At 64.1% G+C, this 14,635-nt stretch carries 13 protein-coding genes and 1 pseudogene; 6 read left to right on the forward strand and 8 right to left on the reverse strand.

The window, feature by feature from the left end; genetic code table 11:
• Positions 1–57: 57 nt before the first annotated feature.
• The 4 genes from ACWTU9_RS11140 to ACWTU9_RS11155 are packed head-to-tail and all read left to right on the forward strand — an operon-like array spanning position 58 to position 4,049.
• Positions 58–1,086, forward strand: coding sequence for an ABC transporter permease (locus tag ACWTU9_RS11140; RefSeq protein ID WP_455858334.1), 1,029 nt, complete (start codon positions 58–60; stop codon positions 1,084–1,086).
• The gene (locus tag ACWTU9_RS11145; protein WP_454585677.1) at positions 1,086–2,060 is read left to right on the forward strand and encodes an ABC transporter permease; all 975 of its coding nucleotides are present in this window, start codon (positions 1,086–1,088) and stop codon (positions 2,058–2,060) included. Before ACWTU9_RS11140 ends, ACWTU9_RS11145 begins: the two co-directional genes overlap by 1 nt.
• Positions 2,050–3,069: an ABC transporter ATP-binding protein gene (locus tag ACWTU9_RS11150; RefSeq protein WP_455858335.1), complete on the forward strand. Its 1,020-nt coding sequence runs from the start codon at positions 2,050–2,052 to the stop codon at positions 3,067–3,069. The genes ACWTU9_RS11145 and ACWTU9_RS11150 overlap by 11 nt, the downstream gene beginning before the upstream one ends.
• Positions 3,066–4,049, forward strand: coding sequence for an ABC transporter ATP-binding protein (locus tag ACWTU9_RS11155; RefSeq protein WP_454585675.1), 984 nt, complete (start codon positions 3,066–3,068; stop codon positions 4,047–4,049). The genes ACWTU9_RS11150 and ACWTU9_RS11155 overlap by 4 nt, the downstream gene beginning before the upstream one ends.
• A gap of 113 nt (positions 4,050–4,162) precedes the next feature.
• Here ACWTU9_RS11155 and ACWTU9_RS11160 read toward each other — a convergent pair whose 3' ends face one another.
• From ACWTU9_RS11160 to ACWTU9_RS11180, 5 genes are all read right to left on the reverse strand, one after another.
• Positions 4,163–4,915, reverse strand: a complete 753-nt coding sequence (locus ACWTU9_RS11160; RefSeq protein ID WP_455858504.1) for an SDR family NAD(P)-dependent oxidoreductase — start codon at positions 4,913–4,915, stop codon at positions 4,163–4,165.
• 48 nt (positions 4,916–4,963) lie between these two features.
• A complete protein-coding gene (locus tag ACWTU9_RS11165; RefSeq protein ID WP_455858336.1) occupies positions 4,964–6,052 on the reverse strand; it encodes an AbrB family transcriptional regulator in 1,089 nt (362 codons plus the stop codon).
• A 76-nt stretch (positions 6,053–6,128) separates the two neighbouring features.
• Entirely contained in the window at positions 6,129–6,437 is a 309-nt protein-coding gene (locus tag ACWTU9_RS11170; RefSeq protein ID WP_454577225.1) for a putative quinol monooxygenase, read from the reverse strand.
• A gap of 81 nt (positions 6,438–6,518) precedes the next feature.
• Positions 6,519–7,298 carry an SDR family NAD(P)-dependent oxidoreductase gene (locus ACWTU9_RS11175; RefSeq protein ID WP_455858337.1) on the reverse strand — a complete coding sequence of 260 codons (780 nt, stop codon included), beginning with the start codon at positions 7,296–7,298 and terminating at the stop codon, positions 6,519–6,521.
• A gap of 74 nt (positions 7,299–7,372) precedes the next feature.
• Positions 7,373–7,801, reverse strand: coding sequence for a DsrE family protein (locus tag ACWTU9_RS11180; RefSeq protein WP_455858338.1), 429 nt, complete (start codon positions 7,799–7,801; stop codon positions 7,373–7,375).
• Positions 7,802–7,902: 101 nt separating this feature from the next.
• Between ACWTU9_RS11180 and ACWTU9_RS11185 the strand changes: the two genes are divergently transcribed.
• The gene (locus ACWTU9_RS11185) at positions 7,903–9,006 is read left to right on the forward strand and encodes a hypothetical protein (protein ID WP_455858339.1); all 1,104 of its coding nucleotides are present in this window, start codon (positions 7,903–7,905) and stop codon (positions 9,004–9,006) included.
• 256 nt (positions 9,007–9,262) lie between these two features.
• On the opposite strand, the gene ACWTU9_RS11190 is transcribed toward ACWTU9_RS11185, so the two are convergent.
• Together ACWTU9_RS11190 and ACWTU9_RS11195 are read right to left on the reverse strand one after the other, a co-directional pair.
• Complete coding sequence (locus tag ACWTU9_RS11190; RefSeq protein ID WP_455858340.1) at positions 9,263–10,210, reverse strand: cation diffusion facilitator family transporter; 948 nt, start codon at positions 10,208–10,210, stop codon at positions 9,263–9,265.
• Positions 10,211–10,215: 5 nt separating this feature from the next.
• A complete protein-coding gene (locus tag ACWTU9_RS11195; protein WP_455858341.1) occupies positions 10,216–12,420 on the reverse strand; it encodes an anthranilate synthase in 2,205 nt (734 codons plus the stop codon).
• Positions 12,421–12,730: 310 nt separating this feature from the next.
• Here ACWTU9_RS11195 and ACWTU9_RS11200 point away from each other — a divergent pair.
• Positions 12,731–13,476 (forward strand): annotated as a pseudogene (locus ACWTU9_RS11200) (isocitrate lyase/PEP mutase family protein).
• Position 13,477: 1 nt separating this feature from the next.
• Here the strand turns inward: ACWTU9_RS11200 and ACWTU9_RS11205 are convergent.
• Positions 13,478–14,533: a succinylglutamate desuccinylase/aspartoacylase family protein gene (locus ACWTU9_RS11205; protein ID WP_455858342.1), complete on the reverse strand. Its 1,056-nt coding sequence runs from the start codon at positions 14,531–14,533 to the stop codon at positions 13,478–13,480.
• Positions 14,534–14,635 lie beyond the last annotated feature (102 nt).

Here is a 14,635-nt window from a genome sequence, read left to right on the forward strand (position 1 = left end):
TGCTTTTCCCGCCGATCGGTGCACTTTGAAGTCCAAGCCCCTGAAATTCGTACGATCATGGACGCTATGAGTGCCGGGCAAGCGCTGGTTCGGAGTCGTCGTGGCGCCGAGGGGCCATGGCGTACGGCGTGGCGCAAGCTCAAGAGCGATCGCGCCGCCATCATCGCCTTCGCCGTGCTGATGCTGATCGCTTTCGCGTCGCTGGCCGCACCCGTTTACGCCAGCTATGTCTCGCAGACGGATCCCTTTGTCACCAATCTCAATGGTGAGGTTGTCATCGACGGTGTCAACAAGGCGGTGCTCGAGCCGTCGACCGAAGGTCTGGGCCTCGGTTTCACCCCGCTCGGACCGAGCTGGGAATTCGGACCCTATATGCTGGGCGCCGACAATCAGGGGCGCGACGTCGCCGCACGCCTGCTTTACGGCGGGCGCAATTCGCTGCTCATCGCCGGTGCCGCGGCGCTGATATGCCTCGGTCTCGCGACGGTGCTCGGCGTCGTCTCCGGTTTCTTCGGCGGCCTTGCCGACACCTTGCTGTCGCGCATGCTCGATGTGCTATGGGCGTTTCCGATCTTCCTGCTGGCGATTTCGCTGTCGATCGTGCTGATCACGCAAAGCATCATCATCGGGCCGGTCGAAATCCGCTCGGGCAGTCTGTGGCTGCCGATCTTCATCATCGGCGTCGTCTATGTGCCCTATGTCGCCAGGCCCATTCGGGGCCATGTCCTGTCGCTCATGCAGGCCGAGTTCGTCACGGCGGCGATCGGCATCGGCGCCTCGCCGTGGCGCATCCTGCTCTACGACATCCTGCCCAATGTGATCACCCGGGTCATCGTCTTTGTGCCGCTCATCCTGGCGCTGAACATGATGACCGAATCCTCGCTATCCTTCCTGTCGATCGGTGTGCAGCCGCCCGACGCGAGCTGGGGCACCATTATCCAGGACGGGCAGGGGTTGCTCTATTCGCGCCCGATCGTCGCTTTGGCGCCGGGTCTGGCCATCGTGATCACCGTCCTGGCCCTCAACATTCTGGGGGATGGCGTGCGCGACGCACTCGACCCGAAATCCTCGATCAGGGTCGCCTGATGCTGGCGGCGCTCGTTTCCAGGCTGGGTCAGATGGTGCTGGTGATGTTCGGCATCAGCGTCGTCGCCTTTCTGATCTTTTTCGCCACCCCCGGCGCCGACCCCTCGGCGCGCATTGCCGGGCGCAACGCCTCGCAGGAGACCCTCGTGCAGGTGCGGCATGATTTTGGTCTCGACCGGCCGCTGCCTGTCCAGTACGGGCTGATGATGGAGCGGCTGTTCATCAGCCGCGATCTCACGTCCTTCGTCAATCGCGGCCAGAAGGTCGTCCCGACGGTGCTCGAGGCGATCCCGATCACCTTGTCGCTGGTGCTCGGCGCTGCAGTCTTCTGGGTGCTCGGCGGATTGATCGTCGGCGTCGTCGCCGGAGCGACGCGCGGCACGTGGCTCGACCGGACGCTGATGATCCTCAGCCTCATCGGCGTATCGATACCGGTCTTCTGGCTTGGCGAGGTCGCCAATCTGGTCACGCAGAGCCGCTGGCATGACAGCTGGCTGTTCTCCTGGGTGCCGCCGCTCGGCTACATCGCCTTTAGCGAAGACCCCTGGGGCTGGTTCAAGGCGCTGGTCATTCCCTGGTTCACGCTGGCCACCCTCTATATCGGCCTTTACGGCCGGGTGCTGCGGGCCAGCATCATCGAGACCATGCAGGAGGATTTCATCCGCACCGCGCGCGCCAAGGGCATCGGCGCGCGGCGGGTGCTGCTCAATCATGGCCTGAGAACCTCGCTTGTCGCCTTCGTCACCATGTTCGGGCTCGATTTCGGCGCCCTGGTCGGCGGCGGCGCCCTGCTGACCGAGGTCGTCTTCGGCCTGCAAGGGGTCGGCAAACTCACTTATGGGGCCTTGCAGACACTCGATCTGCCGATGATCCTGGCAACCGTCATCTATGCCTCGTTCTTCGTGGTCATGGCCAATTTCATCGTCGACGTCGCTTTTGTTTTCATCGATCCGAGGGCCAGGGATGCCCACTGAAGCGCCGCTGCTGGTTGTCGAGAACCTTTGCGTCTCGTTCCGCACCGAGGACGGGGTGGTGCCTGCAGTCAGCGGTGTCTCGTTTTGCGTCGAGCGGCGGGAAATCGTCGGCGTCGTCGGGGAAAGCGGTTCGGGCAAAAGCCAGACGCTGCTTGCCATCATGGGGCTGATCAGCAATCCCAACGCCGTCGTGACCGGGTCGGTTCGCTTTCTCGGCCAGGAGTTGCTGGGACTGAAGCGCCGGGCTCTCGACGCCGTTCGCGGCCGGCAGATCGCCATGATCTTCCAGGATCCGATGACGGCGCTGACGCCGGTCCACACGATCGGCGACCAGATCATCGAGCAGATCCGTGCGCATGAGAGCCTGTCGCGCAGTGCCGCGCGCAAACGGGCAGTGGACCTGCTCGACGCGGTTGGCCTGCCCAGCCCTGAAAGCGCCGTCGGCCGCTACCCGCACCAGCTTTCCGGCGGCATGCGCCAGCGTGCCGTGATCGCCATGGCGCTGTCGTGCAATCCGGTGCTGTTGATCGCCGATGAGCCGACGACAGCGCTCGACGTGACGGTACAGGCGCAGATCCTGGAATTGATCGGCCGGCTGCGCGACGCGTTCGGATCCGCCGTGATCCTGGTCACCCATGACCTCGGCGTGGTCGCCGAAGTCGCCGACCGCGTCATGGTGATGTATGCCGGGCGCGTTGTCGAGGAAGGCGGCAAGGGGCAACTCTTTCGCGAGCCGCTTCACCCCTACGCATGGGGCCTGTTCGGCTCGATCCCGCCGATGCACGGCCCGCGTCCTGCCCGCCTGGCGGCCATCCCCGGCAGCCCGCCGAAACTGAGCCAAATGCCGCAAGGCTGCGCCTTCGGGCCGCGATGCACGTTCCGCCATGAGGCCTGTTCAGGACTGCCTTCCCTCGGCGGCGCGGAAGGGCACCGGTCGGCCTGTTTTCTTCCGCAGGACAGCCGGCAGGAATTGCGCCGGACGCTGGCCGGCAGGGCCGTGCCGGCATGAGTCAGACCAAGCCGTCGCCACTGGTGCGGACCAGCGATCTCTCGAAACACTACCGGGTGGCGCGCTCGCCTTTTCAACGGCTGACCGTCCATGCCGTGGAGCAGGTGACGCTCGACATTTTTCCGGGCGAGACGCTTGGCATCGTCGGCGAGTCGGGTTGCGGAAAATCAACACTGGGACGCTGCCTCGTCCGGCTGACCGAGATCACTTCCGGGGCGCTCGAATTCGAAGGCCGGGACATCACAAGGGCGTCGCAACGGCAGCTTCGTCCGATACGCCGCCAGATGCAGATGGTGTTTCAGGATCCGGCCGCCTCCCTCAATCCGCGCCGGCGCGTCGGCGATCTTCTGGCCGACCCGTTCCGCGTCCACGAAAAACTGTCGCGATCGGAAATGGCGGATCGGGTCGAGGACCTGCTGCTTCGCGTCGAATTGCTTCCCGAACACGCGCAGCGTTTCCCGCATGAGTTCTCGGGCGGACAGCGCCAGCGGATCGGCATAGCACGCGCGCTGGCGCTGCGGCCGCGGCTGATCGTTGCCGACGAACCGGTGTCGGCGCTGGATGTATCGATCCAGGCGCAGATCATCAACCTGCTTTGCGACCTGCGCGACGCGCTCAACCTGACCTATGTGTTCATCGCCCACGACCTCTCGGTGGTCAGGCAGTTCGCGTCGCGGGTGGCGGTGATGTATATGGGCTCGATCATCGAGACAGGACCCGTCGACGCGGTCTTTTCAGCGCCGCGGCATCACTATACCGCAGCGCTCCGCTCTGCGGTGCCGGTCCCCGACGTCGACAACCGGCCGGGCCAGCGGATCGTGCTGAAGGGCGATCTGCCGAGCGCGCTCGACCCACCGTCAGGCTGCCGTTTCCATACGCGCTGCGTGGCGGCGACGTCGGTCTGTCGCCACGAACGTCCCGTTCTCTCGGTCGCCGGCAAGAACCATCTTGTCGCCTGCCACCATCCAAGGACAGGCTAGAACGGTTCACCGTTTCACGGAAATGGCGATCCGCTTAACTCCTTATTTTGACGCAATTCCGGACGGAAAACCGTCCACGCTTTTCCTGGAATTGCTCTGGAGCGGCTCGCGCCTCAGTAAGTGGCACGGCCGCCGGACAGGTCGAAGGTTGCGCCAGTGGTGAAGGAGTTTTCGTCCGACAGCATGAAGGCGACCATGGCGGCCGCCTCTTCGACTTCGACGAAGCGGCCACGCGGCACCTTGCCCAGCATGTAGGTGACCTGGGCCTCGGTCAGCTGTTCGAGGATGCGGGTGCGGGCAGGCGACGGCGTCAGCGCGTTGACGGCGATGTCGTGGCCGGCCAGTTCCTTGCCGAGCGATTTGGTCAGCGCAAGCACGCCCGCCTTGGCGGCGGAATAGGCGGCGGCGTTGGGATTGCCTTCCTTGCCGGCCACCGAGGCGACGTTGACGATGCGGCCGTAATTGCGTGCGATCATGCCGGGCACCAAGCGCTTGCAGCAGTAGAAAACGCCGTTGAGGTCGATGTCGATGATCTCGCGCCAGGCGACGGGATCATAATCCACCACCGTCGCCGCCGGCCCGGCGATGCCGGCATTGTTGACGAGCAGGTCGGCGGGGCCGAGCAAGCGCTCGGTTTCGGTCGCGGCGCGATCGACGGTTTCGATCAGCGATTGATCGCACAGCAAAGCCTCAATCCGGCCGAGCGGGGCGAGTTCGGCGACGGCGTTCTTCATCGCAGCCTGGTCGACATCCCAGATGGCGACGCTGGCGCCCGACGACAGCAGGCGTCGCGCGACCGCGAGGCCGATGCCTTGCGCGCCCCCGGTCACCACCGCGACACGGCCTGAGAGATCGACGGCATTCATGCGACGGTTCATGGGCAATTTCCTCTTCCCGGATCTTTGAATTCGTATTCAGTCCCTGACGGCTCTCGCCACCAGCCGCGCTATGCTCGGCCCGGCGATGAGCACGACCAGGAAGCGGGCCGACTGCAGCGCCATGACGAAGGAGATGTCGACGTTCTGCGCGGCGGCGGCGATGATGGCGACGCTGTCCATGCCGCCGGGACTGGTTGCGAGATAAGCGGTCAGCGGATCGATGCCGAGGACATGGCTGATCAGCCAGGCCATCCCACCGCAGAAGGCTATCAGTACGACAATTGAGGCGACGATCTGCGGCAGGGCGCGAGTCGCATGGCGCAGGACCGCCCGGGTGAAATTCAGGCCGATCGACCAGCCGACCATGCCGTAACTCAGCGCCAGCAACCATTGCGGCAGCTGCATCGTCACGCCAAAGCCGAGATGGACGATGGTGCCGAAGATGAAAGTGCCGAGGAAAAAGGGGGAGGGCAGCCGGCAAAGCCGGCCGGCCAGACCGCCGACGAGCGCAACGCCGAGCGTGGCGGCAAAGGCTATCGGTTCGATCGGTGGAAACCAGACGATGGCGGGTACCTCGATGCCAGACATGTCGACCCACATCTTGGCAACCAGCGCTGCCGTCATCGAGACGAAGATGACGCGCAGATACTGCATGAAGGCGACGAGGCGCTGGTCGGCGCCAAAGGCGCCGGCCATCAGCACCATGGCGGTGGCTGCACCCGGCGATGAGCCCCAGACCGCTGTGGTGCCGGGCAGGATGCGCCAGCGGCTGATCAGCCAGCCGAGCAGGCTGGACGCCGCAAGGGTCGCCAGCACCACGACGAGGAACAGCGGCCATTCCTTGTAGAAGACCGAAAAGATGTCGGCCGAGATCGACGCCGCGACCAGGCAGCCGACCACGGCCTGGGCGGAGGCAAAGACGGGGCGCGGCACGCGCACGGTGGCGCCATTGGTGCCGGCAAGGATCGCCGCCAGCATCGGGCCGATCAGCAGGGCGGCGGGCAGTGCGGCGTATTCCAGCGCGCCAGCGAACAGCAGCGAGAAGATCAGCAACACCAGCCACTGCCGAAGCGGACGCATGCGCGTCATGCGTTCGATGGCCGGCTGTTCTGGCGAGGAATCCATATCAGGTCTTAGACTTGGAGAAGAATGATGCGAACCCCGCCGAGGAAAACTCGAAAACCGCGTTTGCTTTCGATCATCACTCGTTCTTGACGGCGGGCAGGCCGAAACCCCCGACCGGATGGGTCTCGATCTGGAACTCGAAGCCGGAGATGAAAGGCCGCGCCTTGGCGATCGCCGCCTGGACTTCGGGCAGTTGCAGCGATGCCTTGTGGCTGGCCTGATCGGTCCACACTTCGGTGACCCAGATCGCGTCGGCGTCGGCCGGGTCGGTGGCGATGATGTAGCTCAGGCAGCCGGGGAGGGCGCCGGTGCTCTCGCGCAAAACGCCCATCATCGCGTCGCGCTGGCCGCGCGCCGCCCGCATCTTGCCGATCAGTCCGTACATTGCCTTACGTCTCCCCTTCAAACCTCAGCAAATTTCCACACGACATGCATAGGTTGCGAGACGCAGTATGCAATTGCCCGCTCAAGGCATCAACTGGCCACCGTTCACCTCGATCACCTGGCCGGTGATGTAGCCGCTCAGGAGATCGGAAGACAGGAAGAGATAGGCGCCAACGCAGTCTTCAGCGGTGCCGGCGCGTCCTTGCGGAATGGTGGCGACCATGCCCTTCATCTGTTCGTCGGTGGAATAGCGCTCGTGGAATGGGGTCGCTATGGTGCCGGGCGCCACCGCGTTGACGCGGATGCCGAAAGAGATCAGTTCCTTGGCCATGCCGCGGGTGACGTTGGAGACGAAGGCCTTGGCCGAGCCGTAGAGCCCGGCGCCGCCACCAGCGCCGTTGCGCGCGGCGATCGACGAGGTGTTGACGATGAAGCCGCCCTGTTTCTTCAGCCATGGCATCGCCTTGCGTGACGCCGTCAGCACCGAGCGGGCATTAAGATCCATCACCGCGTCGTAATGCGCCTCGGTCTGCTCGGCATAGGGCACGCGGCCAAGCATGCCGCCGGCATTGTTGACCAGCCCGTCGAGCCGGCCGAAATGCTCAGCGCTCTCCTCGACGACGCGTTCGACATCGGCGGCAGCTGAGAAATCGCCCTGGGTGAGAAACACCTCGCCGCCGCCGTCGCGGATGGTCTTGGCCAGCTTCTCGGCCGCCTCGCGGCTCGAATTATAGTGCAGCGCGACACGGCTCTTTTGCGCGGCATAGGCAAGTGCCAGGGCAGCACCTATGCCGGTCGAGGCGCCGGTGACCAGCACCGCCTTGCCGGCAAGATCGGGGATGACGAGGGTGGCCGCGGTCATGAGAACTTTTCCTTCGGGATGTCAGGCCTCCCTTCGTAGGCTCTCACGGCCTTCACGTTCAAGCCCGTGGCGGTTTATGGCCTGAGATAGACGTAGCCCTGACGCTGAAGTTCGGCGAGCTTGACGACGCCGCCCTTGTCGGCGGCGTGGAAGCCGTCGAGCAGGTCGGCAAGGGTGATATCCATGCCTTTCATGGTGTTGCCGCAAGCATGCGGCTCGAGGCCCTGCTGGACGAGGCCGGCAAAGCGTCCCGAAATCGCCGCCGATATGCCCTTCGACTTGAAGGCGGCAAGGGCCGGGCCATGCACGACCAGCACGATTTCCACATTGCCGCCGGTGCCATCATAGTGGTTCTTGATGTTGCCGAGCACGAAATTGACCTTGTCAACGTCGCTGAGATGATAGGCGACTTTGGGCTTTTCCTCGGCTGCTGCCGCCCGGCTCAGCCCGAACAAGCCGGCAGCGCCGGCAATGCTGGCCCGGAACATGTCGCGTCGGCGCATGGCATTCTCCCCGGCTTGACGCTCACCGCAAATTGCGTGGCTGTGACCGCGATACTAGCATAAATTGACGTTACGTCCTGTCGATGCGAGGAGGGGGTCCAATGGCATTCAGGGTAGGGGAATGGAAGAGATTTGCCGGCGCCGGATTTGGACTTGCGCTGCTCGGTTTGCTGGCCGGCACCGCCGTCGCCGACGACGCGCTAAAACTGGCTGAACTCAGCCCGAACGGCGCCGATGCCTGTTTCGGCCGGGTCTATGACGCGGCCCACCTCAAGGCACATCCGAAGCAGAAGGTGGCGCGGATATTCTTCCTCTATGGCCATGATCCGGTGAGCCGTCCGAATGAGGAGCCGACGGCAAACGCCGATACCTCCTACAATGGTTTTCTCACCACCACCGTGCGCGGCGCCAAGACGCCGCAATGGGCCGGCGGCTGGTGCAATCATGAATCGGAGGACGGCAAATCAGGCCCGATCCGCTGCGGCATGGACTGCGACCGCACCATGGCCTCGCTTAAGCTCGACGACAAAGGCCGCCTGATCCTCACAAATGTCTCGTCCGATCTCTATCTAGACGCCGGGTCGGAGGACGAACTAGGCGAAGCCGAATATGAACGGCAGGCGCTGGGCTCCGAGGACGACAATTTCCGCCTCGACCCGATGCCGGCCGCAACCTGCAAGGCCGAATTCGCGCGTATTGACCCGATCGATCCGGCGCTCGGCGCTCCGTTGCGCGAGCGGCTGAAGCCGGATCAGCCTTTCTGCTTCGGGCGCGACTACGATGCCGCGCATCTCTCCTCTCATCCCGACCAGGTGACGCAGACGATCCGCGTCTTCCGCGGACCGGTCGAACTCGCCTCCTTCGCCTCAGGCGGCGATGTCGCCAACTGGCCCGACGGCGCCGACATCGCCGTTACGGTCACCACGAGGAAGAACGGGGCCAAGGTCACGCAGACCTATTCCTGCCAGGGCGAAGCGGACCAATGGCGCTGCGCGGCCAGTTCAAAGATGAGCAATTTTGCTTGCGATATCGCGCAGAAGGAAATCTACCTCAAGCGTGGCGCCAACGGCACCATGATGCTGGCGAACCCCAACAACAGCCTGGCGATTGTCGATTTGTGCTCGAAGGCGGCTGGCGGCAAGACGGAGTCGGATGATAAGGTTTATCGGCTGGAGTCGATGCCGCAATCGGCTTGTTCGCCGTGAGCCCCCCCGCGCTTCGTCATCCTAAGGCGGAGCGACGCGAAGCGGAGTGCAGACCCTAGGATCCATTCCGTGACGCTGGCCGAAGAATGCGGCGACGCAGAACAGTTGCGCTGTTACAACGACCGGCTCTCAAGAGCTTGCACCGTGGCGGCTCTCTGATGTCTCGGCATGGATCCTAGGTCTGCGCCGCGTCGCTTCGCTCCTTGCTTCGCCCTAGGATGACGAAGTTAAGCTGGCTCAGCCAATCTCCAACGTCTCAGGCGAACGGCACCGCCGTCGTGCCCTTAGGCAGCTTCGCCTCGTCGTCCGGTTCGACATGGATGGTGACGCGCACGGACGGGATTTCGGCTTGCAGCGCGTCCTCGATGCGGTCGCAGATGACGTGGCTGGCGCCGACCGTCATGTCGGCGTCTACGACCAGATGGAACTCGATGAAGGTGGCGCGGCCGGCGATGCGGGTCTTGAGGTCGTGAACCTCCAGCGCGCCCTTGCAGTTGGCCGAGATGATGTCGCGGATGTGCATGTGCTCCTGCTGATCGACGGCTCTGTCCATCAGCCCGTTCATCGACGAGCCGATGACGTGCCAGCCCTGCCACAGGATGTTGAGCGCAACGAGGACGGCAAGTGCTGGATCGAGGATCTGCCAGCCGGTCAGGATTGCCCCGACGAGGCCGCCGAACACGCCGATCGAGGTCACCACATCGGTCATGATGTGCTTGCCGTCGGCAACCAGCGCCGGTGATTTCGCAGCCCTGCCGGCGCGGATCAGCGTCCAGGCCCAGAAGGCGTTGATGACGGTGGCAACGCCGTTGATCGCAAGGCCTTCCCAAGGCTGTTCGAGTGGCGCCGGCGTCTGCCAGGAGCGCCAGACCTCGTTGAGGATCAACAGTGCTGCAAGCACGATCAGCACGCCTTCCAGCACAGCCGAGAAATACTCGGCCTTGTGGTGGCCGAACGGATGGTCCTGGTCGGCCGGCTTGTAGCTGACCTGGATCGCCCAATAGGCGGCGGCCGAGGCAATGACGTTGACGATCGATTCCAGTGCGTCCGAATAGAGTGCGACCGAGCCGGTGATGTACCAGGCGGCAAGCTTGAGCGCGAGGACGACAAAGGCAACAATGATCGACCAGAAGGCAAGGCTGGCGATCCTTTGCCTGGCCGCTGCCTTAGCTGCGATCGCCGCCATGTTGTCCGTTGCCGCCATCGGAGCTAAGCGGCCTTTTCCTTGGCCTTGCGCGGCAGATGGGCGACGATGTTCTCGATGATGCGCATACCGGCATTGTGGCCGAGCGTCATGATCGATTCCGGATGGAACTGCACGGCGGCGATGGGCTCCTTGCGGTGCTCGAAGGCCATGATGACACCGTCCTCTGTCTCGGCGGTGACAACGAAGCCGTCGGGCAGCCGTACCGGATCGGCAAAGATCGAGTGGTAGCGGCCGACGGTGACTTCCTTGGGCAGGCCGGAGAAGATGATGCCGGGCTTGGAGACGCGGATGCGCGACGGCTTGCCGTGCATCGGCACATGCAACTGCCTGAGCTCGCCGCCATAAGCCTCGGCCAGCGCCTGCAGGCCGAGACAGACGCCGAAGATGGGCAGCTCGCGGGCGCGCGCTCGCCTGATGGTGGCGGCGCAATCGAAATCCTTCGGCGTGCCTGGCCCGGGTGACAGCACGACGAGATCAGGCTTCAGCCGGTCGAACACCTCTTCCGGCACCGGCGTGCGCACGGTCGACACATTGGCGCCGGTCTGGCGGAAGTAATTGGCCAGCGTGTGGACGAAGGAGTCTTCGTGGTCGACGAGCAGGATGTTGACGCCGTCGCCGACGCGCGCGGTGGTGCGTTCGGCGCCGGCGGCATTGCCTGATTTGGCGTCGCGGATGGCGGAGAGCATGGCGGATGCCTTCAGTTCGGTTTCGGCTTCTTCTTCCTCGGGGATACTGTCGAAGAGCAACGTGGCGCCGGCGCGCACCTCGGCGATCCCGTCCTTGATGCGGATGGTGCGCAGCGTCAGCCCGGTGTTCATGTCGCCGTTGAAATTGACCATGCCGATGGCGCCGCCATACCAGGCGCGCGGACTCTTCTCGTTCTGCTCGATAAAGCGCATGGCCCACAATTTCGGCGCGCCGGTGACGGTGACCGCCCAGGCATGCGACAGGAAGGCGTCGAAGGCGTCCATGCCCTCACGCAAACGGCCTTCAATGTGATCCACCGTGTGGATCAGGCGCGAATACATCTCGATCTGGCGGCGGCCGATGACGCGCACCGAGCCCGGATCGCAGACACGCGACTTATCGTTGCGGTCGACGTCAGAGCACATGGTCAGCTCGGATTCGTCCTTCTTGGAGTTGAGCAGTTTCAGGATCTGCTCACTGTCGGAAATGGCGTCGTCGCCGCGCTTGATGGTCCCGGAGATTGGGCAGGTCTCGACGCGACGGCCGTTGACGCGCACGAACATCTCCGGCGAGGCGCCGATCAGATACTCGTTTTCGCCGAGATTGATGAAGAAGGAATAGGGCGACGGGTTGATCGACTTCAGTTTGCGCGAAATCTCCGAAGGCTGTGTCTCGCAGCGCTCGTAGAACATCTGCCCGGGCACGACCTCGAACAGGTCGCCGCGCTTGAAGGAGTCCATCGCCTTGCGCACCAGATTGGCATACTCGCCCGGCTCATGGTCGCCGCGCGGTGGGATGCGGTCAGCGGTCTTGAACGGCTCGGCGATTTCGTCGCGAGGCAGTCCATCTGTCGAAAAACCCTCGCCGGAATAGTCGTAGCGATCAGTCCAGGCCTTGGTCGAATAATGGTCGACGACCAGGATCTCGTCGGGCAGGAACAGCACGAGGTCGCGCTGGCTCTGCTTGCGGTCCAGCTTGTAGTCGACCGGATCGAACTGGAAGGCGAGGTCGTAGCCGAAAGCGCCGTAAAGGCCGAGATTGGCGTCTTCCTCGGTCTTGAACAGAGCGGTGATGGCGCGCAGCACGGTGAAGACGGAGGGAACGCGGCTGCGCTCTTCCTCGGTGAAGACCCGGCCGGGCTTGGCGACGTCGAGGCGGATCAGCTTTTTCGAGCTTTCGGTGATAGTGACTTCGCTCAAGCTGGCGAGCACCTTGCCGATCACCGGCAACAGCACCTCGCCGCGGCTGTTCAGCGCCTCGATGCGCATGGCGCGGCCGCGCGCCGAGATCACCAGCGGCGGGTCGATGATGGCCGTATCCCAGCGCGTGTAGCGGCCGGGATACTCATAATTCGAGGAAAACACGGCACCGCGGCGCGAATTCAGCCCGTCGACATAGGCGTCGATCGCGCCGGCATAGGGCTTGTCGTGGCGCTCGCGGGTGATGGTGACGCCACCCCCGGTCACGAAGCGTTCAGCGCCGTTTTCCAGAACCTTTATCGTCGTCATTGCCGTCTCCATCTGGCTTGTTGGGCAACGGACCCGGAACTGGCTTTGAAAAAACAAATGGCCGCCCGGACATTCCGTTGCGGCCACCTTCTATTTTCACGCGCACGCGTTCGAACAGGCCGCTGTCAGCGAGCCCACCACCAAACGGTCTTGATCGAACGCATGTTCATGGGCGAAATCCATAGCGGCGAAAAGCCGGATGCGCAACAGGTTTGAAACGGCTGTTCGTGGCCGCCGCTTCCGCGGCCCATGGCACATCGCCAGAGCCGGCGGTCCTGCCTAGACTATTCGTCCAACATCGAGAAAGACCGGAAAGACAGCAATGACCGACCAGATCGAGCGCGCACGCACGTTCCATGCCCTCCATGTCAAGGGAAACCCCATCGTTCTCTACAATGCCTGGGATCCGGGCTCGGCCAAGATCGTCGAGAAAGCCGGCGCCAAGGCCATCGCCACGGGAAGCTGGCCGGTGGCGAGAAAATCCCGCTGGAGCTGGCGCTGGACAACATCAAGCGCATCGTGGCTGCGGTCGACCTGCCGGTGACCATGGACCTTGAAGGCGGCTATGGCATCGAGCCGGAGACCGTCGCCCAGACCGTGACACGTGCCCTGCAGGCCGGCGCCATCGGCTTCAATTTCGAGGACCAGATCGTCGGCGGCGCCGGCCTGCACGACATCGCCGTACAGGTGAAGCGGATCGAGGCGGCAGCGGCGGCGGTCAAAGCGTCTGGCATTCCGGCCTATATCAATGCCCGCACCGACATCTTCCTCAAGGCGAAGCCGGATGCGCATGACAAGGGTCTTCTCGACCAGGCGATCGAGCGGGCGAAGGCCTATGAAAAGGCCGGCGCGAGCGGTTTCTTTGCGCCGGGCCTCGGCGATGAGGGGTTGATCGAAGTGCTCTGCAAAGCGACGGCGCTGCCGGTCAACATCATCGCGCTGGCGCATGTGCCGCCGCGCCAGCGGCTGGCTGAACTCGGCGTCTCCCGCATCAGCCACGGGCCTGTGCCTTACCGGCAGATGGCCGAATGGCTGGAGGCCAGGGCGCGGCTGGCCATCTCTGGTTAGGTCAGTCTTCCAGCGTCCCGGACCTTGCGTCGGCGCTCTTCTTGTCGCCGACCAGCTTCAAGAGATCCTCGCCTGCGCGGATGATGCGGCGCGAACGGCGGGTCAGGATGACGCCGTCCTGCGGCGCCAACACTTCGGTGCGACCGCCGGTCTCGCCGGGTGTATGGACGATGGTGGCGAGGCGTGCGCCCTTGGCGACGCGGTCGCCGGGCTTGACGTCGTAGAGGATCGCGCCGGCCCGGGGCGCCGGCATCATGTCGATGTTTTCCAGCGGTGCGACGAAGCCGGCGAAGCTGCCCGGCACGGGCAGGGCAGGATCGGCGATCACGCCGCGCGCCACCAGCAGCCGGTAAAGCCCTTCGGCATCGGATGCGGCGAGCGCGCCGTCGACGTCGAGCATGCCGCGATATTCGACCGTGGTGGCGACGCGGCGATCGAGCTTCGCCACGCCGGCGGGGACGTTCTGGTAGGGCATGATCGTGGCGCCCTCGAAGGTGCCGTCAGTATCTTCGCTCCACAGCACTACCGCATCGATACCCATGGCGGCGGCGCAATCGGCCATCGCCGGCCACAGGCTGCTGTGGACGTAGAGATAGGCCAGTCCTTCATCGTCGCAATGCAGGTCGAGCACGATGTCGTGGCCGATCGAAAGCTGTATCAACCGCGTCTTCAACTGCTGGTCGGCGGTGCCGAGGGTGGTGTCCGGCAACAGCGTCACGTCGGGCGCGGCGAGCAGTGGAAAGCCGCGGTTGAAATTGTTGCGGGTGCCGAGATTGAAGCGGCCCTGATGCTCGCCGAAATGATATTGCGCGCGGCCGATCGGGTTGGCCCAGGGCACGACCGTGATGTTGCCCTTGATGCGGCCTTCAGCTTCGGCCTTGTTCAGCGCCGGCATCAACGCGTCGATGGCGACGACGCCCGGCAATTCACCGGCGTGGAGTGCCGCCTGCAGATAGGCCGAAGGTGCGGCCTTGTCGGCGCCGGCAAAGCGGAACACCGGAAATTCGTAGGAAACGCCTTCGGTGTCGCCGGCGATGCGTTCGATCGATTTCTGCATGGGATGCCTCCAGGATAAGCGGCGGAACACATGCACCTTTGCCGAAGGGCTGTCGATTGGTCCAGACTGCGCCGCTATGGGCGCAATGCGATCATTCAGCGG

It is taken from the genome of Mesorhizobium sp. 128a, from assembly GCF_053848025.1.